Source organism: Lysinibacillus sp. GW821-FHT14F06, from assembly GCF_058803665.1.
Genome location: NZ_JBXAPF010000054.1, coordinates 1 through 22,699 on the forward strand (window position 1 = coordinate 1; position 22,699 = coordinate 22,699).

Below are 22,699 nucleotides of genomic sequence, written 5' to 3' on the forward strand. Positions count from 1 at the left end.
CGAACACGGAAGTTAAGCTCTTTAGCGCCGATGGTAGTTGGGGGCTTCCCCCTGTGAGAGTAGGACATTGCTAGGCAATAGTAAAACCAGAGTACATTACTCTGGTTTTTTCTTTTTTATTATAATATGAAAATTGGCATTTATCAATTACGCCCCAGCGTAATTGCGTTCGAGTTGTTTCGAGCTCTCTCGAAAAGCTCTTCTTCAAAATCCGTGACTTTCGCCAGGAACTTTATCTTGATTCAGCAGGCATTTGTACGCCCACTGAATAGGGAATAAATCGCAATGGTCCCGCTACCTAAAGAGATGGGAGTTTCTGTACCTGATGCTTTGCTTTCTCTACAGAAAAGATTTGCTAAATCGGGATAACAAAAATTGTGCAATTCTAATCGTAATACAAAATTTGAGTTGATTGATATGCCCCTCATTAGATAGACAGATAAAATCCATCTACCTAATGGGGAGTATTTTTTTATGGATTAATGGAACATCTAGTTGAAATAAAATTATAAGCTTACATTTGAAGAGCGTAACAATGGTGAACGTCTGCTGACAAACTATCAAGAGACAGTGCAAGCATATAGTTATAGTGATACCTATTTCAATGAAAGCAAAAAATTTGAGACAAATGGGAAGTGAAGTTACCAGACTGAGTGAACATAATAAAGATAAAATACTATTTACATCTTTATGCTCTTTTAAGACAGATTGTATTTAGTTCTATAAGAGTCCCATTGCTATCTAGAATAATTAATTGACAAGAATCCATTGAAATTCTGAATGAAGCAGCTTAAGAGTAATTTTAATAGTTCCACTGTCTGCTTGACAGGGCGCAGCTTAAATCAATGTTACATGCCCCTATTATAATTTAGAATTCTAAAGCATTTCGAAGATTATTTAAATAAGATTGACTCACGGGCAGCTCGCTTCCATCTTTTAAAGTAATTATAAAATTAGAAGTAAGATCTCGCGCCATTTTTTTTATGAAATAAATATTCACAATATAGGATCTATGAATGCGAATAAAGAACGAAGGTAGTCGCATTTGTAGCTCCTTTAGTGTGATACTAGTTTTGAATTGATCTCCCTCCACATAAAACCACGTTTTCTTCTGTAGGCTTTCAATATGAGATATCTTATCAATAGCCACAGGATTCCATTCTTCCTCATGTTTGCCTGTTAAGAATTGAAATGGCTCTAATTTCTTTTCTGTAAAGGCGGAAGGCAATACTACGACAAGTGCTGCAGGTGCATCTAAAATGTGTATTGGATAGCCTATACCATAATAGGGTGCTTCAAATAGGGAATTATCTAAAATTGCATCTGTCCGTTTACCTGTCCGTATCACCTGCTCCGCAATGCTACCGGGTTGGACTTGTTGGCCCACTTCCAAGTTGATGTTTTGATGTCCAGAATGAAAATAAATATAGGAGTTTTCGACAGCAATTGCAATGGAAGAATAGGCTGGAATCCAGTCCTTTAATATTGAAATAAACTGTTGTGAAATATCTTTTGGTAAAGAAAAAGACTTATTATGCATTGTGAATATCCCCCTTGTTTGTAAACAGTTTACCAAATTTCGTCGTTAAAAAAAGTGGTTCTATCATTAAAATTTGGTCTTTTATCTAAAAATAATGAAAATTCAGATGTTCTGTTATATATTAATTTACAACAAATAAACCTGTTATGGAACAGCAAATTAAAAAGTTTTTTAACAGAGTGAATTGTATACAAAGGGGAAGGTGGAATTTCAATATGTCAACACGTCAAGAAAAAATTCAAGCACTAGAGAAAGAATGGGCGGAGAACCCACGTTGGGCAGGTATTGAACGCTCATATTCAGCTGAAGAGGTTGTTAAATTACAGGGTTCTGTTGTACTTGAACAAACTTTAGCATCTAAGGGTGCTGTTCGACTTTGGAAGTCTCTACATGAAGAACCATTTATTAATGCATTAGGTGCATTAACTGGTAATCAAGCTGTACAACAAGTAAAAGCAGGATTACAAGCAATTTACTTATCAGGCTGGCAAGTAGCTGCTGATGCAAACCTTTCTGGTCAAATGTACCCTGACCAATCTTTATATCCAGCGAACTCTGTACCAGCAGTAGTAAAGCGTATTAACCAAGCTTTACAACGTGCTGATCAAATCGATCATGCTGAAGGACGTGTAGATCAATTCGATTGGTTCGCTCCAATCGTGGCAGATGCTGAGGCTGGCTTCGGTGGTCCTCTAAATGTATTTGAACTTGTAAAAGGAATGATTGAAGCAGGAGCTGCTGGTGTTCACTTAGAGGATCAATTAGCTTCTGAGAAAAAATGTGGTCACTTAGGTGGTAAAGTTTTACTTCCAACACAAAATGCTGTTCGTAACTTAGTTGCTGCTCGTCTTGCAACAGATGTAATGGGTGTAGATACAATTTTAATCGCTCGTACAGATGCAGATGCAGCTGATATGGTAACATCTGATATTGATCCACGCGATGCTGAATTTATTACAGGTGAACGTACACCAGAAGGTTTCTTCCGTACAAAACCAGGTATTAAACAAGCAATTGCACGTGGTTTAGCTTACGCTCCATATGCAGATTTAATTTGGTGTGAAACATCTAAGCCATCTCTTGACGAGGCACGTGAGTTTGCAGCAGCTATTCATGCTGAATTCCCAGGGAAAATGCTTGCGTATAATTGCTCACCTTCATTCAACTGGAAGGCTAACCTTTCAGAAGAAGAAATCGCTGAGTATCAACGTGAGCTTGGCAAACTAGGTTATAAATTCCAATTTGTTACATTAGCTGGTTTCCATGCATTAAACCACTCTATGTTCGAACTTGCGCATGATTATAAAGATAATGGTATGGCTGCATACTCTAAGCTGCAACAAGCTGAGTTCGCATCTGAATCAAAAGGTTACACAGCTACACGCCATCAACGTGAGGTTGGTACTGGTTACTTTGATGAAGTTTCTCAAGTTATTTCTGGTGGTACTTCTTCAACAACAGCAATGGCTGGCTCTACTGAAACAGAACAATTTGTTTAATTCTAAATTAATTACGCTTATATCCTAAATTCATAATCATAGATTAGTCTCCTCCGCTCCTCCTAAGGCGGGGGACGACTCAACTTAAAATCACAAAGGTGGGGGAAACTACTAATGGAACAAGCAACAACAGGTAAGCTTAAAATTGTTGGGGATCAAAATGAGCAAACAAAAGAAATCTTAACACCAGAAGCCCTTGAGTTTGTTCTTGCCCTGCACGAAAAATTTGATGCTCGACGTAAAGAATTGCTAGCAGCACGTCAAGAACGTCAAAAACGACTTGATGCAGGTGAGAAACTCGACTTCTTACCAGAAACTAAGCATATTCGTGAGGGAGATTGGACAATTGCACCACTTCCAGCAGATTTGCAAGATCGCCGTGTTGAAATTACAGGGCCCGTAGACCGTAAAATGGTTATAAATGCATTAAACTCGGGTGCAAAAATGTTTATGGCTTGCTTTGAGGATGCATCATCTCCAACATGGGAAAACATGATTGGCGGTCAAATTAATATGCGTGATGCTATTAATAAAACAATTGAGTTTACTCAAGCATCTAATGGAAAAACGTATAAATTAAATGAGCAAACAGCAGTGTTATTAGTTCGTCCACGTGGTCTTCATTTACTAGAAAAGCATGTACTCGTGGATGGAGAACCGATTTCAGGTAGTTTCTTTGACTTCGGCTTGTATTTATTCCACAATGCTAAAAATGCATTGGCAAAGGGTACTGGTCCATACTTCTATTTACCAAAGCTTGAAAGCCATTTAGAGGCACGCTTATGGAATGATGTCTTTGTGTTTGCTCAAGATTATATTGGCATCCCACAAGGTACAATTAAGGCTACTGTTTTAATAGAAACAATCTTAGCTGCATTTGAAATGGATGAAATTTTATATGAACTACGTGAACACTCAGCTGGATTAAATTGTGGACGTTGGGATTATATTTTCAGCTATATCAAACGTCTACGTAACCAGCCTGATGTAATTTTACCTGACCGTGGGCAAGTAACAATGACAGTACCATTCATGAAGGCATATACGTCATTATGTATCCAAACATGTCATAAACGTAATGCTCCTGCAATGGGTGGAATGGCAGCACAAATTCCAGTTAAAGGTGACGATGAAGCGAATGCAGTAGCATTTGCAAAAGTTGCTGAGGATAAGCGTCGTGAGGCAACAGACGGTCATGACGGTACTTGGGTTGCACATCCAGGTATGGTTGCAACGGCAATGGAACAGTTTGATGCAATTATGACAACGCCAAACCAAATCCATAAAAAACGTGAAGATGTAAATGTTATTGCTGAAGATTTAGTAGCTGTTCCAGAAGGTACAATTACACTCGATGGTCTTCGTGTAAACTGTAGTGTAGGAGTTCAATATATTGCCTCATGGTTACGAGGAAACGGAGCTGCACCAATTAATAACTTGATGGAAGATGCTGCAACTGCGGAAATCTCTCGTACACAAGTATGGCAATGGATTCGCCATCCTAAAGGTATTTTAGATGATGGTCGTGGCATTACATTGGCATTCGTACTAGAAATCTTGGAAGAAGAGCTTGTGAAAATTAAAGAGGCTGTTGGGGAACAAGCCTATAACAGTGGTCGCTATGATGAAGCTGCTGAGCTGTTTAAATCTTTAATTGAGCAGGATGAATTTGCCGAATTCTTGACACTTCCAGGTTATGAAAAACTAGCTTAATCAAAAGCAATCTACTAAACGAACATATCCAACTTTCCTAAATAATTGTGGACTGAACTCGAATGCAGTCCACCCAATTCCACTATTGAAATGAGCGGGGTCTGTTCCCCCGTTCCTTTCTAAACGAAATGAGCACGTTTTTGCAATAAAAAGGGGTCTACTTATAAAAGGTAAGAGATTTAAATGGGGTGTAACATGTCTTGCAAGCTTAGATGGGGGGCTTGTAGGACATCTTTTTTCAATGTGGAAGCAAAAGAAGGCAATATTAAGAATGGCTTTTTAGGGAGATGTCTCAGCTATATATGAGACATCTCTTTTTAATTACTTAACGATCGCTAGCACAAAGCCATCATAGCCCTTATTACCAACAGTTTGTATAGCTGTAGATTCAATTTTTGATTCTTCTTTTAATAAATCCATGAAATGTCGTATACCTTGTACTCGTTCATCATCACTTTTTTCGTCAATTACATCACCATTGCGCACTACATTATCAGCGACAATCACAGCTCCTGGGTTAGCCAATTCTAAAGCCCACTTCAAATAGTCTGGATTATTAGGCTTGTCTGCATCGATAAAAATGAAATCAAAAGCAGGAGCTGCAATTTTCAGGGTAGGCAATGTGTCTAAGGCTTTACCAACGATAATTTCCACTTTATTTTCATAACCAACATTCTCAATATTTTGCTTTGCTAGGGAAGCGTACTCTGGATTAATCTCAAGTGTATAGATTTTACCTTCTTTTGGAAGGGCACGTGCTAACCATATACTACTGTATCCACCTAAAGTTCCGATTTCTAAAATGTTCTTTGCCCCTTTCATTTTAGCCAATAAATACAACAGCATGCCTTGGGTTGGTGAGACATCGATTTCTGGAATACCTGCTGCTTTATTAGCCTGTAATACAGCTTCAAGTTTTCTATCCACTGGTAATAGCTTTTCCAAAAAATACTTATCTACATGATTCCAAACAGTTGAATTGGTCATTAAATCTTCTCCATTTCCACATTTTCTCTTGCAAGCTTGCAAGTTAAGTGTATGTTAGAATGAATCATAATAAAAATATATTATTATTATTGATTCATAACTTAAGATTATGAATGTGGAGTGAACTATGAATATTCATGCATTGAAGTTATTTTATCAAGTTGCTACAACTGGTAGCTTCACAAAGGCTGCTGAATTACTCTGTTTTAGCCAACCAGCCGTCTCAAGTCAAATAAAAAAATTTGAGCACGAAATGGGTGTTCAATTATTCAAACAGCAAGGAAGAGGTGTAGTATTAACTGATTTTGGAGAAGCATTAGCGGAAAAAGCCCGAAACCTTATTTCGCTTGAAGAGCACATTGAATCCTTTATCGAGGATTATCGACTTGCTAAAGCTGGTACGATACATATTGTTGCAACTTACTTACCTGCTAACTTTCTAATCCCTAAATGGGCAGCTGCCTTTAAAGGAGCACATGAAGATGTGAATCTAGTTATTACAACGACCAATACGAAAGATGCCTTTGAGCAGCTAATTCATTATAAAGCTGATATCGCCATTTATGGTGGGGGTATTTCAGAAAGACCAGGAGAAATAGCATGGGAGGAGCTTTTTGAAGATGAATTATGGTTTGTCGTTTCACCTGCTCACATCTATGCAAATCAAACCATTGCACTTGCTGATATGGTGAAGGAACCCTTTATAATGCGAGAGGAGGGTAGCTCTATGAGGGAGCATCTTTTTTCTTTATGTCAAACCTATCAAGTGAAACCGCCAAAAATAGCTCTTCAATTCAATGGCATTAATGAAACAATTCGTTCTGTTATGGCGGGCTATGGTGCAAATTTTATTTCATCACTAGCAGTACGCGAGCATGTGGATAGTGGCCAATTGGCAAGAGTTTATGTAAAGGATATTCATATTAAACATAAAATTGCTATATGCACAAGAAAGAATGAGAGGCACAGCATACTTGTACAAAAATTTATAGAGACGGTTAAAAGCTCTCTATAATTTTTCTTTATGCATAGCAATCAAATATTTGTTATATTGTTTATATAACAAATATGGAGATGATTGAAATGTATATTCAAATTGAGCCTCAATCTGACGTTCCCATTTATGAACAGGTAACACGTCAAATTATTGAAGGGATTGCAAGAGGAGAAATGAAACCTGGTGATACCTTGCCATCTGTGCGTAATTTAGCGGCTGATTTAGGTGTTAATATGCATACGGTCAATAAAAGCTATCATGAGCTAGAAGAAAAGGGAATTATCACAATAAGAGCCAAATCAGGAGCTATTATTCGTTCAGAGGAAGAACGAGCCTTAACACCTGAACAATTACAGCTGATTGAAAAAAATTTAAAGCCTGTTGTGGCAGAAGGAATGGTGCTCGGCGCAACTGCAGAGCAGATTGAGCATATGATGAAAAAGGTATTCGCGGATTTGCAAATATCAGTAGAAGGGGTATAAAGAAATGCTACTTGGTGTTTTTACCACAATCTACATCATAAATTTAGTTTTACAAGTTTTTATTCCCTATATCGTACGAGAAACGATTATCTTTGGTGTTACTGTACCTGAGCAAAATGTAAAACATCCTACATTAAGGAATATGAAAAAGCATTATGCACAGATTGTAGGGATTTGTGGGCTTATATTTTTAATCATTATGATTGTAGGTTATTCTTTTGCACAATCTATCTTCGTACAAGGGAATTTACTACTAGGGTGCTTTTTTGCTATGATTGCGGTAAGTATGGGGTTATATTGGATGAATCATCACAAAGTTTTAAAACTCAAAAAGCAAGAGCAATGGGGCTTGCATATCAAGCAAGTGCGCTCCGTTGATTTAACAGCACGTAGCAAAGATGAAATGCTTCCATGGCCATTTTATGTAGTACCTTTAGGTGTAACAATTTTTCTAATCATCTTTTCTTTGCTACATTATGAGCAAATACCAGATAAAATTGCTGTTCATTGGGGACCAAGTGGTGAGGCAGACTCTTGGAGAAGTAAAACGTATTTTACAGCCTTATCTTTACCACTGATCATGCTGATGATGCAATGTATGATGTGGGGAATTGTTGATTCTATAAAGCGTTCAGCCATTAAATTAGCTGTCAATCGTAAGGCGGAGTCGTTAGAGGATCAACTGAAAAGTCGAAAATATATGAGTTGGAGCCTTATGCTTGTAAGCTATACGCTAACAATTCTATTCACGGTGTTACAGCTAAGCAATATCTATCCTTCGATAGCTGAGGGCAATAAACTATTGCCGTTATTTATTTTATATTTAGTAATTATTCTAGGCTCACTACTTGCTTATGCATGGAAAAAACGCCAGTTGCGTGTGAAGTTTGAAGAAAATATCGATTCTAAAGTAATGGATCTAGATGATGATCGCTTTTGGAAAGGCGGACTAATCTATATGAATAAACAGGACCCTTCTGTTTTTGTAGAGAAACGCTTTGGCATAGGCTGGACGATGAATCTAGCAAATCCAAGAGGGTATATTGTCATTGGATTACCACTAATTATTATACTGTTAATTTCTATCTTCGCACTCTAAAAAACTTCTCGCTGCTGCAGGAATGTATTGCAAATATCTTGCTATACACCTGCAAAAATAAGCGAGTTTTTTTGTATCCAAAAAGTAACATATGATAAATTTTAAGGAGCGCAAGGAAGGACGGAGGGTCAAATTATATGAAAATTCTTGTTGTGGATGACGATGTGCACATATTACAGCTTGTGAATATATATCTTACGAGAGAGGGCTATCAGGTATTACAGGCAGAAAATGGACAGCAGGCACTACAATTACTTGGGGGGAGCTTACCTGATTTAGCAATTGTAGATGTGATGATGCCTGGAATGGATGGTTTTACGCTTACGGAGAAATTGAGCCAGGATTACGATATTCCTGTATTGCTATTAACTGCAAAGGGAGAGCTTGAAGATAAGGAACGAGGATTTTTAGCGGGCTCAGATGATTATGTTGTGAAGCCATTTGAACCTAAGGAATTGTTATTTCGTGTAGCGGCAATATTACGTAGATTAGATAAAAAAAATCAAATTACTATTCAAGTAGGGAAGCTAATCATTGACCGCCGAAGCTTTGAGGTTGTCATTGAAGAAGATACACTGGTTTTGCCATTAAAGGAATTTGAGCTACTGGCATTACTCGCTTCGCGTCCAAATCAGGTATTCACACGTAGTTTCATTATGGAACAAGTGTGGGGCTATGACTATGAAGGTGATGAGCAAACATTAAATACGCATGTGAAGCGCATTCGAGAAAGATTGCATCGCTATATAACAGATGTTGAGATTACGACAGTGCGTGGTGTTGGTTATAAGATCGAGGTTATTACATGATGAAAACATTATATAGTAAGTTCGTTGTTACAACGATGCTTGTTATGATTGGTAGCTTGTGTATAGGCTTCTTAGCGACAAACACTTATTATCATCAAGTTGTAAAGGGAAAAAATGATGCTAAAAATGTGAATATTGCGCGGGAAATTGCGAGCTATATTGAGACCACAAGGCCTGAGGATCTTGATAAATATTTAACAACCCTAGGCGAAATTGGCTATCAAATCTATGTTACAGATAGTGTTGAAGGGCAGTTTTTTGGTGGTGAATACCGAGATAAAACATTGTCTTCTAAGGTTGTTGAGCGTGTTATAGGCGGAGAAATCTATCATGGTATGCGTGAATTTCCTAAAGAGACATTTGTGACAGGCTTTTTTGCGAATGAGCTTATTAATACGATAGGTGTACCATTTACAATTGAAAATAAGCATTATGCCTTGTTTATAAGACCTGATATTCGATTATTATTCTCTGAGGTCCATACGATACTAGCTGGACTTATTTTAGTAATGACGGTCCTTAGCTTATTAGCAATGCTATTATTTGCTAAAGCTTTAATTCGCCCGATCACACAGCTAACTGAGGCCACACATCAACTAGCCCATGAAAAATTTGATACATTATTAGATATTGATCGTGCAGATGAAATTGGACAACTGGCAATTAGTTTTAATGTCATGACTGAAAAATTACAAGAAAATGATCGCATACGTAAGGAGTTTATTAGTAATGTATCGCATGATTTTCAGTCACCATTGCTAAATATTCAAGGCTATGTAGATTTATTAAAGAATCCTTCGCTAACAGAACAGGATCGGCAGGAATACGCAATGATTATTGACCTGGAAACAAAGCGTCTTTCTACATTAACGAAGCAGTTACTTTTACTTACTTCACTCGATCAGTCTACAAGAATGTTAAGGAGAGAACCTTATCGCTTAGATGATCAATTAAAGGAAACAGTTAGCAAATATCGGTGGCAGCTTGAGGAGGCAAATGTACAGTTAACCTATCAGCTTGAGCCGCTTATTTATAACGGTGATGCAGGACTGTTGCAAAATGTTTGGGATAATTTGTTGACTAATGCCATTAAATATAATGTCGAGAATGGAGAAATTCATATTCGTTTGCAGGAGCAAGCAACCTATGTTGAGGTACTAATCGAAGATAGTGGTATAGGGATGACTGCGGATCAATTACAACAAGTATATGATCGCTTTTATCGAGTAGATGCTTCAAGAACAAAGCAAGGGACGGGGCTCGGGCTAGCCATTGTAAAGCAAATCGCAGAGCTACATGAGGGTTCAGTTCAGATGGAAAGTGTTATTCATTCCGGTACAAAAGTTTATATCCGCTTACCGAAACTGTAATAAGGAGTTCATATAAAGTTCATGTTCCCACGATAAACTGCTGATAGTTGAAAAAGCTTAGGGGGGTAATCGTATGGAACAAAAATGGAGTTTACGTTTAATACGTCTTGCTGCAATTTTTGCATTGTTTGGAACGTATTTAGGCTCACATATGTCTGGTTCAGGAAGTTATCAATTTAGACCAATACATGCACATGTTTTACTAGTAGGCTGGCTAAGTATGTTTGCATGGGGAATTTTTTATCGAGCGTTTAAAGTGAAGTCTCAAAAATTGGTCACTGTACATGGCTGGACAGCGATTTTAGGTGTTTTTGGCTTAACGTTAGGCATGTGGTTTTATAATATAAATCCATTCAATTTTAGCAGTACATTTACATTAATTTTCTTTATTGTAGGTGGGACAACCTTGTTAATAAGCTTTGCATTATTTATCGTTGTAACATTTATGATTCAGCAAAAAGAAGAAATGAAAAATTAAAGGCAAATACCGTGTCACGGATAGGTTAGCAGGTGACACGGTATTATTGTTTAAAAGGGTTATTCTTTTATATTCTCGAGAGACATCTTTAGCCATTTTGTTGCTTCATTATAATCTTGAGCAACACCCTGCCCCTTTTTATACAACATACCTAGCTGGAATTGGGCCTTATGATGACCTTGATAAGCAGCCAGGCGATACAGTTGAGCGGCCTTAGTAAAATCCTTAGGGACACCTTGCCCATGACTATGCATTTGAGCTAATTGATATCGTGCTTTGGCATGACCTTGTGCCGCAGCCTGTTCAATCCATTTTGCTGCCTCAGTATAATCCTGTTTGACCCCTTTTCCCTTATCAAATAAATTTCCAAGCTGGTATTGGGCACCTGAATGCCCTTGAATGGCTGCTAGACGATAGCAACGCCGCGCCTCCTCTAAATCTTGTGCAATTCCTAAGCCCTGTTCATACAATAATCCTAATTGGTACTCTGCATTAATATGGGATTGATCTGTCGCTGCTCTCCACCATTTCACTGCCTCATTATAATTTACTGCGACGCCAGATCCATTCACATATAATAATCCAAGCTCATACTGGGCATCAGCATAGCCCTTTTCTGCGGCTTTTTTAAAATAAGGTAACGCTTTGTCAGGCTGCTCAAGCGAGTATACATACATACATCCAAGCTCAAAACCTGCACTTATATGTCCATGGCTAGCAGCAAGCTGCAACCATTTTTCGGCTAATGCCATATCTTTTTCCTTTTGATATAACAGACCGAGACAATATTGAGCATTTGTATGTCCACTATGTGCCGCAAGTTTAAACCACTTAATAGCCTCTACTTGGTCCTGAGCGATACCTTGACCGGTGTTATAGAGCATTGCTAATTGGAACTCTGCATTGGTATGGTCTTGGAGTGCTGCCAGGTGGAACCATCTAGCAGCCTCTTCGAAATTTTGTGTGATACCACGACCTTTTAGATACATATAGCCGAGATTATACTGGGCACTTGCATCACCTGCTAAGGCGGCCATTTCAAAATAAGTCATAGCTTCTTCATAGCTTTGCTCTACACCAGTTCCATTATGATATAGAAATCCAAGATTATTTTGAGCGCTCGTATTGCCTTGATTGGCTGCAGTAATATACCATTTTGCGGCCTCAAAAAAATCTACAGATACACCTAGTCCTTGAGTAAAAAGAACGCCTAAATTATACTGAGCATCTGCATTTCCTAAATTTGCAGCCTCATTATAGTAGTAAGCTGCTTTCTCATAATCCTGTGAGACACCCTGTCCTAAATGATAAAGTACCCCTAAACTGTATAAAGCATTTGCATCTTTTTGCGCCGCTGCTCTCTCATACCATTTTCTTGCTAGAGTATAATCTTTTTTTACTCCGCGTCCGTGATTATAAAGCACTCCTAAATTATATTGGGCACTTGGATTTCCCTGTTTTGCTGCCATCTCAAACCAGCCTGCTGAATTTTTATAGGCCTCTGTTGACTGTTGATTTTGATGTAGTATATTGGCGTTAACAATGGATGTTAAATCTTCAAAGCTAGAGCCTGTACTTGGTAATTTGGCTTTGAAGCTTCGGTCGTAGCGTTTAATAAACCACTCTACAATATCACTTATATAATCAAGCACAATTTTTGCAGCCTTTGCCTCGACAATCTCATTGCTTTGACTGGAAGCCATTTTATTTACAAGGTTCATTAATAAATAAATACGGCGCGGATGTATTTTAGCGACAAAATTACGATGATTAAGTAAAGAATGGATGCTTTTCAGCCTCGGCTCTGCGTGCATTTCTAACTTATAAATTTCATATAAAATTTCCTCTAATACAAGTAGTGATTTATGTAGAGATAGAGCTGGCTTCGAAATAGCAAATGCATTTGCGTTCTGTAAATTTTCAGCTAATTTTAGGAAGGATAATGCTCTTACTTTCTTACATTGATCTTGTAGGATTTCCTTTTGCCTGACGATTGTCCTCACCTCTTTCATCCTCTTTTTTCATATATCGGGAAAATATCTATATTATTGATATGTTTAATGGGATTCATCAGTTGAATTGTCATCGTTACATGATACTATGTGATATAAGGGAGAATTTCAAAAAGAATTGTTAGAAAGTGCATCTGCCAAAGTTTCATTTTAAGGTCGTCCGGAGGATAGAAATAATGAAAAATATTGCAGCCATTATTCCAGCATTTAATCCACAATCTTCATTAATAACATATGTGCATCAGCTTTTAACAACAACGATTTCACAAGTTATTATCGTTAATGATGGTAGCGATGATAAATATACAAATATTTTCGAAGAGTTGAAGAGCATTAATTGCTGTCGAGTGTTAGAACATGAGAAAAATATTGGAAAGGGCGGCGCACTTAAAACAGCATTTTCTTATATATGGTCGCAAAAAAATCTGTTTCAAGGTGTAATTACAGTTGGTGCCCACAATCAACATACAGTGCAAGATGTAAAATTGGTGTTAACGATGACAAAGGTATTTTCTGAAGGAATTGTGCTAGGGGTACGTAATTTTCATTCATCGGACGGCACCCTCTTATCCTACTGGGGAAATCGTGCAACAAGCTTGTTTTTCGAGCTTCTCTACCATAGAAAGCTAATGGATACTCAAACTGGCCTAAGGTATATCTCTATAAAAGAGCTTCCATGGCTGCTACGTGTAAAGGGAGCACGTTATGAGTATGATACAAATATGCTAGTTGCAGCGCTTAAAAGAAAATGTCCAATTTTTGAGGTAGAGATTGGGCAGTTACGTATAAAGAAAAACACAATTATACAATATGATGAGCTAACCAATGCAGGGACAATTATTACTAAAATGCTTATGAATTATTTAAAACCAAGGGAGAATAATCAATAAGTTTATGTTTGAATAGATGTGTAAAAAAATATTTATTACTCAAGAACGTAGCGAGTATGGAAAGAAGGGACAATAATGATGGAGTATTCAGATCAAGTAAAAAACCGTGTTAAACGTATGGAAGGCCAGCTACGTGGTATTTTGAAAATGATGGAGGAAGAAAAGGATTGTAAGGCAGTTATTACCCAATTGTCCGCAGTACGTTCAGCAGTAGATCGTACGGTTGGAGTGATTGTAAGTACAAATCTTTTAGAATGTGTACAAAATGCTGAAGGGGATGGCGAGAAAATGAATGAAGCTATTCAAGAAGCAGTTAATTTAGTTGTAAAGAGTCGTTAAAAAAAGGTAAAACACCCATTAAACTCACTGTTTTAGGTGGGTTTTTATTTTTTGCAAAAATATAGTTTATATCGGTTCTAATTCGAAAAAGTTGGGGATTTTCACCTATGTAATTTTATGGTTTTTCTAGTTAAAAGTCATAGTTAGTGAACTTGTACGATAGATTACTAGTTACATTTTCTGTTATGCTAATTAGTAAGAAGATTACCATAAATGGGAAGGTGATTATTATGAAGAAATGGTTGATAAGTGGAGCGGCTTTATTGATGTTAAGTCCAACAGCAGCCTTTGCTCAAAAAACAGATACTCATCCAGAGAATACTTCCCCAATGATTGCTTATAATGTAGTAGCTAACTCTAAAGTAACGACTTGGGATCAATTCACAGCAGAAATCGTCAAGCAATTAAATAATTTCGCACCAGAAATTAAAATTACATATAGTGGTCCAATGACTAATTTTAAAGATAAATTTATGGAAGCCTATGAAAAGGCACAGAAGCAAGCCGTCTATGCGAGTGGTCATTTGGAAAGTACTGCTATATCTGCGGATTCAGCTGGCAATGTGACATTTAAAATCAAATATTTCACAAACCAAACACATGAAGTGGCTGTACAAAAGAAGATTGATCAAGTATTAAAAACAATTATTAAGCCTTCTATGACAGAGTTTGAAAAAGTAAAGGCAATTAATGATTATATTGTGTCAAATAGCGAGTATGGTACTAATACAAAGGCTAGTCCTCATAGTGCATATGCGCTGTTAATGGAAGGGCAGGCTGTATGTCAAGGTTATACGTTAACAGCTTATAAAATGTTGGAACAAGTAGGAATCGAATCAAAGTATGTTGTTGGCTATGTTAACGGCAATGAGGACCATGCATGGAACTTAGTGAAGTTGAATGGCAAATGGTATCATTTAGATACAACTTGGAATGATCCATTACCGAATCGAGTAGGTGTTTCTTCATATGATTATTTTTTAGTAACAGATGCACAACTTAAAAAAGATCATACTTGGATAACATCAGATTATCCTGCCGCAACAAGTACAACATATAGCTATATGCAAAATATTCATTATGCCTATCAAGATAAGAACACTTTATACTTTAGCAACACAGCAGATAATGATAAATTGTATAAGCTTGATTTAGCAAGTGGTAAAAAGACTAAAATTATTGATAAGCGTGCTCTCTATATTACTGGTGCCGATAACTTTTTGTACTTCAGTGACTACAGCAATAGCGGCTATTTAACAAAACTAAATCTTAAGACATTAAAAATGGAAGTGCTTGTAAAGCAATCTGTTTCAGATTTAAGAATTAGTGATAGTCATTTAGTTTACAATATGAATAAGAAAGAACAAAAACTTAAAATTAACTAGGATTCTATAGATGTTAAAAATTAGAACCTCTTAAAATTAAATATCAGTAAATAAAATGTAAGCACAAAAGAACTTTCAAGTGAGTTCTTTGTGCTTTTTTTGTATATAATGAAAAGAGAAAGATGGTTGGAGGTGAGGGTTTTGTGGAAAAAATTAGCCATTATCATAATAATCGTTATATTTATTGACCCAATTTATACGGCTGGAAAGGCAGTTGTCCAACAAGTAATGACTTGGGCAAATAATGATGAAATTGAAACAATGCTGCTCTCAACAAAGGAAAAAATCGTAGATGTCACTGCCAAATTGTCAGAGAATGCCTCCATTGAAACAGCCGCACCTCTAGAAGAGGAACCAGAAGCTAGGGTTGCTGTCACAGCTCCTGCTGCTCAAAAGCCTGAAGCAAAATTAGTTGTAACAAATGCAAAGGAAATGGCTGATGCAATGTATGCTTACTACAGTAGTTTTTCACCAACCTTTGAGATTCAATATAAAGGGAGTACACAACGCATTGAACAGATTGTGGAAGAAGCCTATGACAATGCTATAAAGCGAGACGATTATGTATATGGACATATTAGCAAACATTCAATCCGTTTTGAATATGGCAGAAAAACGGCAACAATTTATGGGAATCAAAGCTATTTGATGACGCCAGATCAAGCCGCATATGTAGAAACAAATATTCAAGACATAGTCGCTTCTATTCAGAAAAGTTCTTTAAATGATTTAGAGAAGGTAAGGGCTGTCAATGATTTTATCGTTGCTAACACAGCTTATACCGATCAAACATCTTCAAGCCCACATAGCGCTTATACTGTACTGGCTGAGCATGGTGGTGTTTGTCAGGGATATGCATTGTTAGCACATTCAATGCTACAAAAACTAGGTATAGAAACGAAATATATAGTGGGCTATGTTGGACAGGAAGGACATGCTTGGAACTTAGTCAAGCTTGATGGTCAATGGTATCACCTTGATACAACGTGGAATGACCCAGTCCCTGACCGTAAAGGGGCGGTACGCTATCAATACTTTTTAGCGGATGATCGAACGATGGCAAAAGATCATACATGGGTCGCAGAGGACTATCCGAAAGCGACGAGCACCATATATAACTATTTTCATAATATAGACTTTCCAGCTCAGGTAGGACAGCAAATTTTTTATAGTAATGTTACTGATGATAATAAACTATATATGCTGGATTTGAAATCAGGAAAGTTAAAGCTCATTTCAAACTCTCGAGCACAATATATTGTGTATGCAGATGGCTGGCTCTATTTTAGCAATTATTCACATGGTGCATATTTAACAAAAATTCGTCCTGACGGAAGTGGAGAACAAGTTTTAAATAGAGAGGATACGAAGGATTTATTTGTAAAAGACGGCTATTTATATTTTACGACAGATGGATTGAAAAAAATGGCGCTCTAACATTGTATAATGTGTTTTTCTATATAAAGAGCCTATGACATTATAAATTGTCATAGGCCCTTTTTGTACGCTCTATTAGGTAATAAATAGGCTGATGCTGGCATAAGGAAACCTCAATTTGTGGATACATGGATTTCATTTCCTGTAAGAAGGTTTTAAAAATGATTGGGTTATGCTTAATAGCACCACCGTTGCAATAAAGGTTAAATGTGCCGCCATTATAGCCAATTTTTTTCAATACTGCACAAGCTAAAAGCACTAATTCATGGGCAGCACGCATGGATATTTGAATGGCGCAAGAATCTTTTTTAGTTACTGCATCTGCCAAAAATGCACCCATTTTTGCGAGCTGTGCATTCGTGTAAGTTGGACGGAACAGCCATGCAGCTAGTTCCGTAACATCTTCAATGCGTAAATAATGATAGACTGCATTTTTTAAGATGGTTGGTTCCCCGCGTCCATCCTCCATCTTAAAAATAGCACGAATTACTTCTTGTCCTAACCAATAGCCGCTGCCTTCATCCCCTGCACGATGCCCCCAACCACCTGCGCGTGCAATTCTAGAGCCATCAAAGGCATACGCAATGGCACCCGTGCCTGCAATGAGTAAAGCACCTGCCTGTTCAGCAGTGACTCCTAGTAAAGTAGCTTGTGCATCATTTTCTATAATAAGTGTATCTACTTGCAATAAGATAGAAGAGATGACTTGATGAACAATAGCTGATACAATTTCATGATCTTTTGGAGAATCAATGCCAGACAATGCAAAGGTTGCCACTGCAATTTTTGACTCCTCTTGTTTTTGTAAAAAATCATACACATTTGCTAGTAATGACTGCAATACTGCTGTAGCCGATTCAGTACCAATAGCTTGATAATTAGATCCCTTGGTTGAGTTTGAATATTTAATTTCACCGGATTCGGCGTGTACGACTGCACAAGCTGTCTTAGTAGCACCACCATCAACGATAAGGAGCCATTTCGTCATTGATTCCAGCCCTCTAAAATTACAGCCAATTGCTTTTCTGCTTCAATGATGTTTGTTTCCTTTACATGAATCCAGTCATAAAGATTTTTAGCCTTTACCTTAGATTTTTCAAGCGCTGCCTTCATCGTTTCTGGCGCTGGGCCACCAGGCAATGTACGAACACCTACAAAAGTTTCAGGTTTTAAAGTGTTATAAAAATCCTCTTCAGAAATCTTTAACGGTTTACCTGTAATTAACTTAGATTGTGTATTTGCTAATCCCCATGTAAGGCTTACTAAAGATTCCTCACCGTGAGCAAGTAGTACTTTTATGCATTTGCTGACAATACTGTGTGACTGACGGAAGGATATCCCCTCTGACCGTACTAAGGTATCAGCAAGCTCAGTTACGTTAGCAAAGCTATTTTCTGCTCGATTTTTTAATTTTTTCTTGTTCACATTCATTGTCACAACAAGTGAACCAAAAAGTTTGTAAATACCTAGTAAACGATCAATAGCACGCCACAAATAGGGCTGCATATCATCTTCTGTGTCTACGATATCTCCAAACGGTGTATTATGTACCATTTGTAATACTGTACTAGCATCCCCAACAACCGCTGAGAGCAATGAACGTGTATGCTCGATTGAAACTGGATTACGTTTTTGTGGCATGATGGAGCTAATTTGTACATACGGGCTTGCTAGTGTAAAGGCATTAAATTCCTGAGTTGCCCATAGTAAAAAATCCTGCGATGTGCGACCAAGATTAAGTGCTGCAAGCTGAACAATGCTTGCTGCCTCAGCAATATAATCTGCACCTGCAACAGCATCCCAAGCATTTTCGATAATATCATCGAATGCCAATAAATCACGCATGCGCTCTCGACTAATGTTGAAGCCTGTCGTTGTTAGTGCTGCTGCCCCCATACTACTGCGGTTAACTGTTTTGTAGACATGCTGCAAACGCTCGAAATCTCGGTCTAGTTGATCGATAACAGCCTTTAAATAATGTGCAAAGGTTGTTGGCTGTGCCTGTTGAGTATGTGTATAGCCAATCATAATAGTATCGACATGCTCCTCTGCAGCCGCGATTAAATCATCACGTAATGTCAATAATTCGCGCATAAGCAATAATAATTTTTTTCTTAATGTCATGCGATAAATGGCAATGCCCATGTCATTACGACTTCTGCCAATGTGAAGATTTCCGGCAACATCCCCAGCCAGTTCTATTAATTTATTTTCGATACGGAAGAATAAATCCTCATATCTTGGGCTGTAATCCTCTAAACGATAATAGTTTAAATCTAGCTTTTTAAGTGCGACGCCAATCTGTTTTGCTTCTTCATTTTTTACGAGTCCTTGTTCTTCCAGCATTTTCAAGTGCGCAATATTAATTTGTAGCATGATTGTTAAAAAGTTTTTCTTTGCTTCATCATAGGCCGGTTGTAAGACAATTTTGCGATAAATATTAGAAGGGAAAATCATCCCATCTTCTTGCTGTGTTTTGTTGCGGAAATCTTCAAACATGTTCATTGCCTCCTAGTAGATTAGCAGTTAGATGGCCGAGCCAGCACTGCCCTTAGATAACTTCTCAGAAATAATCAGTACAATTAAAATTAAGCAGATTTGTAAAACACCATATGCACAGGCAGTTCCAAATTTAAATGAATATAGTTTTTGGAATATAGCGACGGACAGTGGAATAGTAGATGTACTATAAATAAGAATGGATGCTACAAACTCACCAATGCTTTGGACAAGTGCTAATAATGTACCTGCAAGAATTCCAGTAAAGGTAAGCGGTACTACGATACGTCTAAACGTATACCACCAAGTGGCACCTAAGCCTCGTGATGCTTCTTCGATAGACTGATCTAATTGCACAAGTGAAGCGGATGTCGAGCGAAAGACGAGTGGTAAATGTCTAATAAAGTAAGCTAATGGCAAGATCCAGAATGTCCCAATAAGCACCTGATTAAAAGCAAAGACGTTTTCGGTACTAAAAGCTGCAATTAAATTAACAGCTACAACTGTGCCTGGTAATGCCCATGGTACCATAATTAATATATCAAGTAATGTTTTACCTTTAAAGTTTAATCGTACCATAGAATAGGCGGCTGCAACCCCGAAAATTATATTACTGATCGTCGCAACAATACCCATTTGTATGGAATTCCAAATTGGCCGCCATGTGCGTTCATCTGTAAACAGTGCTACATAATGACTCAATGTGAATTCTGTTGGGAGAATTTGCGTTTTCCATGCACCATCCACAGAAAATGAAATCAATACTAGCACTAATATGGGTAAAATCAAAATTAAGGTGCCGATGAATGATGCAGTAGCAGCAGCTATTTTCATCCACTTTGATGATACTTCTGATCGATGGATACTGACGCCTTTGCTTAGATTTTGATAATTACGGCGATTTTGATACCAACGCATCAGCAACAGAAAAGAGATGGACACAAAGGATAGAATCATAGATTGTGTCGCCGCCATATCCAAATTACCATTGGTTCTAGATAAATAAATTTGCATTGTCATTGTACGCTCTACACCAAACATTAATGGTGCCGTGTAGGATGCCATAGATATCATAAATACTAATAATGAAGATGCCACTATTGAGGGGGTCAACATAGGCAATATAACCTTTGTCCATATGCGGATACGTCCAGCGCCAAGACTCGTTGCTGCTTCCTCTAAAGCTGGATCCAGCCCCTTTATAGCCGCAGAGGCAGTCAGGTAGAAATAGGTATACATCGTGAATGTATGGACTACGATAACTCCCCAAATTCCTTTTAACGAAAAGGGTACCTGATCCAATCCAAATAAATGCTGGAGGGCGCGTGGGAAGATACCGCTTTCCCCATATAAAAATGTAAAGGACAACACACCTACTAACGGTGGAAGAGCCATAGGTACTAATACTAAAATTGATAGCAGTCGTCTTCCTGGAAAATCATAACGTTCTAGAAAGAATGCCATTGTCACACCGACAATTGCACAGCTTATAACACTAATGACTGAAATATATAAACTAGTCCATAATGCTTCTAAATTGGCGGGACTAGCTAGATCAAAAAATTTTTTATAGGAGAAAAATGGATCATCGCCTGAAAAACTCTGTAAAAAAGTTTGATAGAAGGGATAAACCACATAGGCAAACAATACTAAAAATATTGGCGAAATGAGGATGTATACAAACCAATTAGAATACGTAATTCGTGACCATATATTTTCTTTAGGAGAGTTGATGGGTGTTTTGTTCATGTCATTTCCCCCTATTCTCCTAAAAAATACAATGCATCATATGGAATATTTAACGTAATATCCTCACCAATCTTTTTTAATGAATCGCTTGAATTAACAATCATTACTTTTAGCGAAAATTCATGAAAATCGACAATATAATTCACGCTAATTCCAGTAAATTCAACAAAAGAAATTTTACCAGTCAATGTATTATCACCTGTATCAAGATGAATCGATTCTGGACGAATAGAGATAAATACTTTGTCTCCAATCATATGCGATAAAGTTAGAGAGCTTTGGTACCTTCGCCCAGTGAGAACAAGTCCATTTTCTGTTTTTGCTTGTATATGCTCGTCATCAATTGCATCAATAGTTGCTTCGATTAAGTTTGTTTCCCCGATAAAATCTGCAACGAAGCGACTTAAAGGGCGATGATAAACTTCCTGAGGGGTACCAATCTGCTTGATATAGCCATTTTCCATCACCATAATGCGATCAGACATGGCCATGGCTTCCATTTGATCATGCGTCACATAAATAGTTGTAACACCAAGCTCACTTTGAATTCGTTTTATTTCAATTCTAGTTTCCTCACGCAATTTTGCATCTAAATTCGATAAAGGTTCATCAAGTAATAAAATATCAGGCTCAATCACAAGTGCTCTTGCTAGTGCGACCCTTTGTTGCTGCCCGCCTGAAAGCTCATTGATTTTTCGAGTACCATATGGCTCTAGACGTACAAGTCCTCGAATTCGATCAACCTTTCGTTTAATTTCGCTTTTGGTAAGCCTTCTAACCTGTAAACCAAAGGCTATATTTTCATCAACCGTCATATGGGGAAAAAGGGCATAGTTTTGAAACACCATACCGATATTCCGTTTATTGGGCTGAAGCCGAGTCACATCCTGATTATCAAATAGAATTTTCCCCGTTGTTGGGTAATAGAAGCCGGCAATCATTCTCAAGGTGGTTGTTTTACCACAGCCGCTCGGACCGAGAAATGTAAAAAACTCACCAGCTTTAATATCAAGACTTAAATTTTTTACACCATGCACCTGACCAAATTGCTTAGAGACATTCTCTATTTTGACACTTCTCAATAAAGTGCTCCTTTCTCGTAAAAAGTTGGAATACATGAAGGTTTTCAAATAAGAAATTCTGATATCCTTTCGGTGAGCAATAGATGGTCATTTATACAAAAATAGCAAACTAGTGATAACACTAGTCATAGTGTTGAAAAACTAAATGGTCAAGGGATTCTTTGTGAACACTACTAAGTCAAATGAAGGTGATTTCCGTTCAGGCTACTCGCTTTCCAGTGGGCGAGCGACGAGCCGCTTCCTACGCTGACACTCCGTGCAGGGTCTCGTCTGTCTCGCTATCCCACGGGAGTCGAGTAGCCCATAGCTGTCAACTTAAGATTTCTACACAT

The 22,699-nt window shown here is 37.6% G+C and carries 19 protein-coding genes and 1 rRNA gene; 13 read left to right on the forward strand and 7 right to left on the reverse strand.

The window, feature by feature from the left end; genetic code table 11:
• Positions 1–76, forward strand: a 5S ribosomal RNA gene (gene rrf, locus AC1RNS_RS25590); the annotation flags it as partial.
• A 792-nt stretch (positions 77–868) separates the two neighbouring features.
• Here the strand turns inward: rrf and AC1RNS_RS25595 are convergent.
• On the reverse strand, positions 869–1,540 hold the full coding sequence (locus tag AC1RNS_RS25595) for a LytTR family DNA-binding domain-containing protein (RefSeq protein ID WP_492996648.1): 672 nt from the start codon (positions 1,538–1,540) through the stop codon (positions 869–871).
• Positions 1,541–1,755: 215 nt separating this feature from the next.
• On the opposite strand from AC1RNS_RS25595, the gene aceA reads away from it, so the two are divergent.
• Positions 1,756–3,039 (forward strand): isocitrate lyase, encoded by a 1,284-nt coding sequence (aceA, locus tag AC1RNS_RS25600; protein WP_492996649.1) that lies wholly within the window; start codon positions 1,756–1,758, stop codon positions 3,037–3,039.
• A 114-nt stretch (positions 3,040–3,153) separates the two neighbouring features.
• Positions 3,154–4,752 carry a malate synthase A gene (aceB, locus tag AC1RNS_RS25605; protein WP_492996650.1) on the forward strand — a complete coding sequence of 533 codons (1,599 nt, stop codon included), beginning with the start codon at positions 3,154–3,156 and terminating at the stop codon, positions 4,750–4,752.
• 321 nt (positions 4,753–5,073) lie between these two features.
• Here the strand turns inward: aceB and AC1RNS_RS25610 are convergent, their stop codons facing one another.
• Complete coding sequence (locus AC1RNS_RS25610) at positions 5,074–5,739, reverse strand: O-methyltransferase (RefSeq protein ID WP_492996651.1); 666 nt, start codon at positions 5,737–5,739, stop codon at positions 5,074–5,076.
• A 127-nt stretch (positions 5,740–5,866) separates the two neighbouring features.
• Here AC1RNS_RS25610 and AC1RNS_RS25615 point away from each other — a divergent pair, with 127 nt between their 5' ends.
• The 6 genes from AC1RNS_RS25615 to AC1RNS_RS25640 all read left to right on the forward strand — a co-directional run bounded on the left by AC1RNS_RS25615 (position 5,867) and on the right by AC1RNS_RS25640 (position 10,974).
• Positions 5,867–6,754, forward strand: coding sequence for a LysR family transcriptional regulator (locus AC1RNS_RS25615; RefSeq protein ID WP_492996652.1), 888 nt, complete (start codon positions 5,867–5,869; stop codon positions 6,752–6,754).
• Positions 6,755–6,822: 68 nt separating this feature from the next.
• Positions 6,823–7,218, forward strand: a complete 396-nt coding sequence (locus tag AC1RNS_RS25620; RefSeq protein ID WP_492996653.1) for a GntR family transcriptional regulator — start codon at positions 6,823–6,825, stop codon at positions 7,216–7,218.
• Positions 7,219–7,222: 4 nt separating this feature from the next.
• A complete protein-coding gene (locus AC1RNS_RS25625; protein ID WP_492996654.1) occupies positions 7,223–8,317 on the forward strand; it encodes a DUF1648 domain-containing protein in 1,095 nt (364 codons plus the stop codon).
• Between the two features lie 137 nt (positions 8,318–8,454).
• Positions 8,455–9,126, forward strand: a complete 672-nt coding sequence (locus tag AC1RNS_RS25630) for a response regulator transcription factor (protein WP_492996655.1) — start codon at positions 8,455–8,457, stop codon at positions 9,124–9,126.
• Positions 9,126–10,496 carry a HAMP domain-containing sensor histidine kinase gene (locus tag AC1RNS_RS25635; protein ID WP_492996664.1) on the forward strand — a complete coding sequence of 457 codons (1,371 nt, stop codon included), beginning with the start codon at positions 9,126–9,128 and terminating at the stop codon, positions 10,494–10,496. Before AC1RNS_RS25630 ends, AC1RNS_RS25635 begins: the two co-directional genes overlap by 1 nt.
• Positions 10,497–10,569: 73 nt before the next feature.
• Positions 10,570–10,974, forward strand: coding sequence for a hypothetical protein (locus AC1RNS_RS25640; RefSeq protein ID WP_492996656.1), 405 nt, complete (start codon positions 10,570–10,572; stop codon positions 10,972–10,974).
• A 59-nt stretch (positions 10,975–11,033) separates the two neighbouring features.
• Here the strand turns inward: AC1RNS_RS25640 and AC1RNS_RS25645 are convergent, their stop codons facing one another.
• A complete protein-coding gene (locus AC1RNS_RS25645) occupies positions 11,034–12,977 on the reverse strand; it encodes an SEL1-like repeat protein (RefSeq protein WP_492996657.1) in 1,944 nt (647 codons plus the stop codon).
• Positions 12,978–13,162: 185 nt separating this feature from the next.
• Between AC1RNS_RS25645 and AC1RNS_RS25650 the strand changes: the two genes are divergently transcribed.
• The 4 genes from AC1RNS_RS25650 to AC1RNS_RS25665 all read left to right on the forward strand — a co-directional run bounded on the left by AC1RNS_RS25650 (position 13,163) and on the right by AC1RNS_RS25665 (position 17,037).
• Positions 13,163–13,876, forward strand: coding sequence for a glycosyltransferase family 2 protein (locus AC1RNS_RS25650; RefSeq protein WP_492996658.1), 714 nt, complete (start codon positions 13,163–13,165; stop codon positions 13,874–13,876).
• A gap of 78 nt (positions 13,877–13,954) precedes the next feature.
• Complete coding sequence (locus tag AC1RNS_RS25655; protein WP_004233098.1) at positions 13,955–14,215, forward strand: metal-sensitive transcriptional regulator; 261 nt, start codon at positions 13,955–13,957, stop codon at positions 14,213–14,215.
• A gap of 230 nt (positions 14,216–14,445) precedes the next feature.
• Complete coding sequence (locus AC1RNS_RS25660; protein ID WP_492996659.1) at positions 14,446–15,600, forward strand: transglutaminase domain-containing protein; 1,155 nt, start codon at positions 14,446–14,448, stop codon at positions 15,598–15,600.
• A 132-nt stretch (positions 15,601–15,732) separates the two neighbouring features.
• A complete protein-coding gene (locus AC1RNS_RS25665) occupies positions 15,733–17,037 on the forward strand; it encodes a transglutaminase domain-containing protein (protein ID WP_492996665.1) in 1,305 nt (434 codons plus the stop codon).
• Positions 17,038–17,077: 40 nt separating this feature from the next.
• Here the strand turns inward: AC1RNS_RS25665 and AC1RNS_RS25670 are convergent, their stop codons facing one another.
• Genes AC1RNS_RS25670 through AC1RNS_RS25685 form a run of 4 tightly spaced genes read right to left on the reverse strand, consistent with a single transcriptional unit; the run spans position 17,078 to position 22,367 of the window.
• Positions 17,078–18,025, reverse strand: coding sequence for an N-acetylglucosamine kinase (locus tag AC1RNS_RS25670; RefSeq protein ID WP_492996660.1), 948 nt, complete (start codon positions 18,023–18,025; stop codon positions 17,078–17,080).
• Positions 18,022–19,536, reverse strand: coding sequence for an argininosuccinate lyase (gene argH / locus AC1RNS_RS25675; protein WP_492996661.1), 1,515 nt, complete (start codon positions 19,534–19,536; stop codon positions 18,022–18,024). The genes AC1RNS_RS25670 and argH overlap by 4 nt, the downstream gene beginning before the upstream one ends.
• A gap of 27 nt (positions 19,537–19,563) precedes the next feature.
• A complete protein-coding gene (locus tag AC1RNS_RS25680; protein WP_492996662.1) occupies positions 19,564–21,285 on the reverse strand; it encodes an ABC transporter permease in 1,722 nt (573 codons plus the stop codon).
• Positions 21,286–21,296: 11 nt separating this feature from the next.
• Positions 21,297–22,367 carry an ABC transporter ATP-binding protein gene (locus AC1RNS_RS25685; RefSeq protein ID WP_492996663.1) on the reverse strand — a complete coding sequence of 357 codons (1,071 nt, stop codon included), beginning with the start codon at positions 22,365–22,367 and terminating at the stop codon, positions 21,297–21,299.
• Between the last annotated feature and the right edge of the window lie 332 nt (positions 22,368–22,699).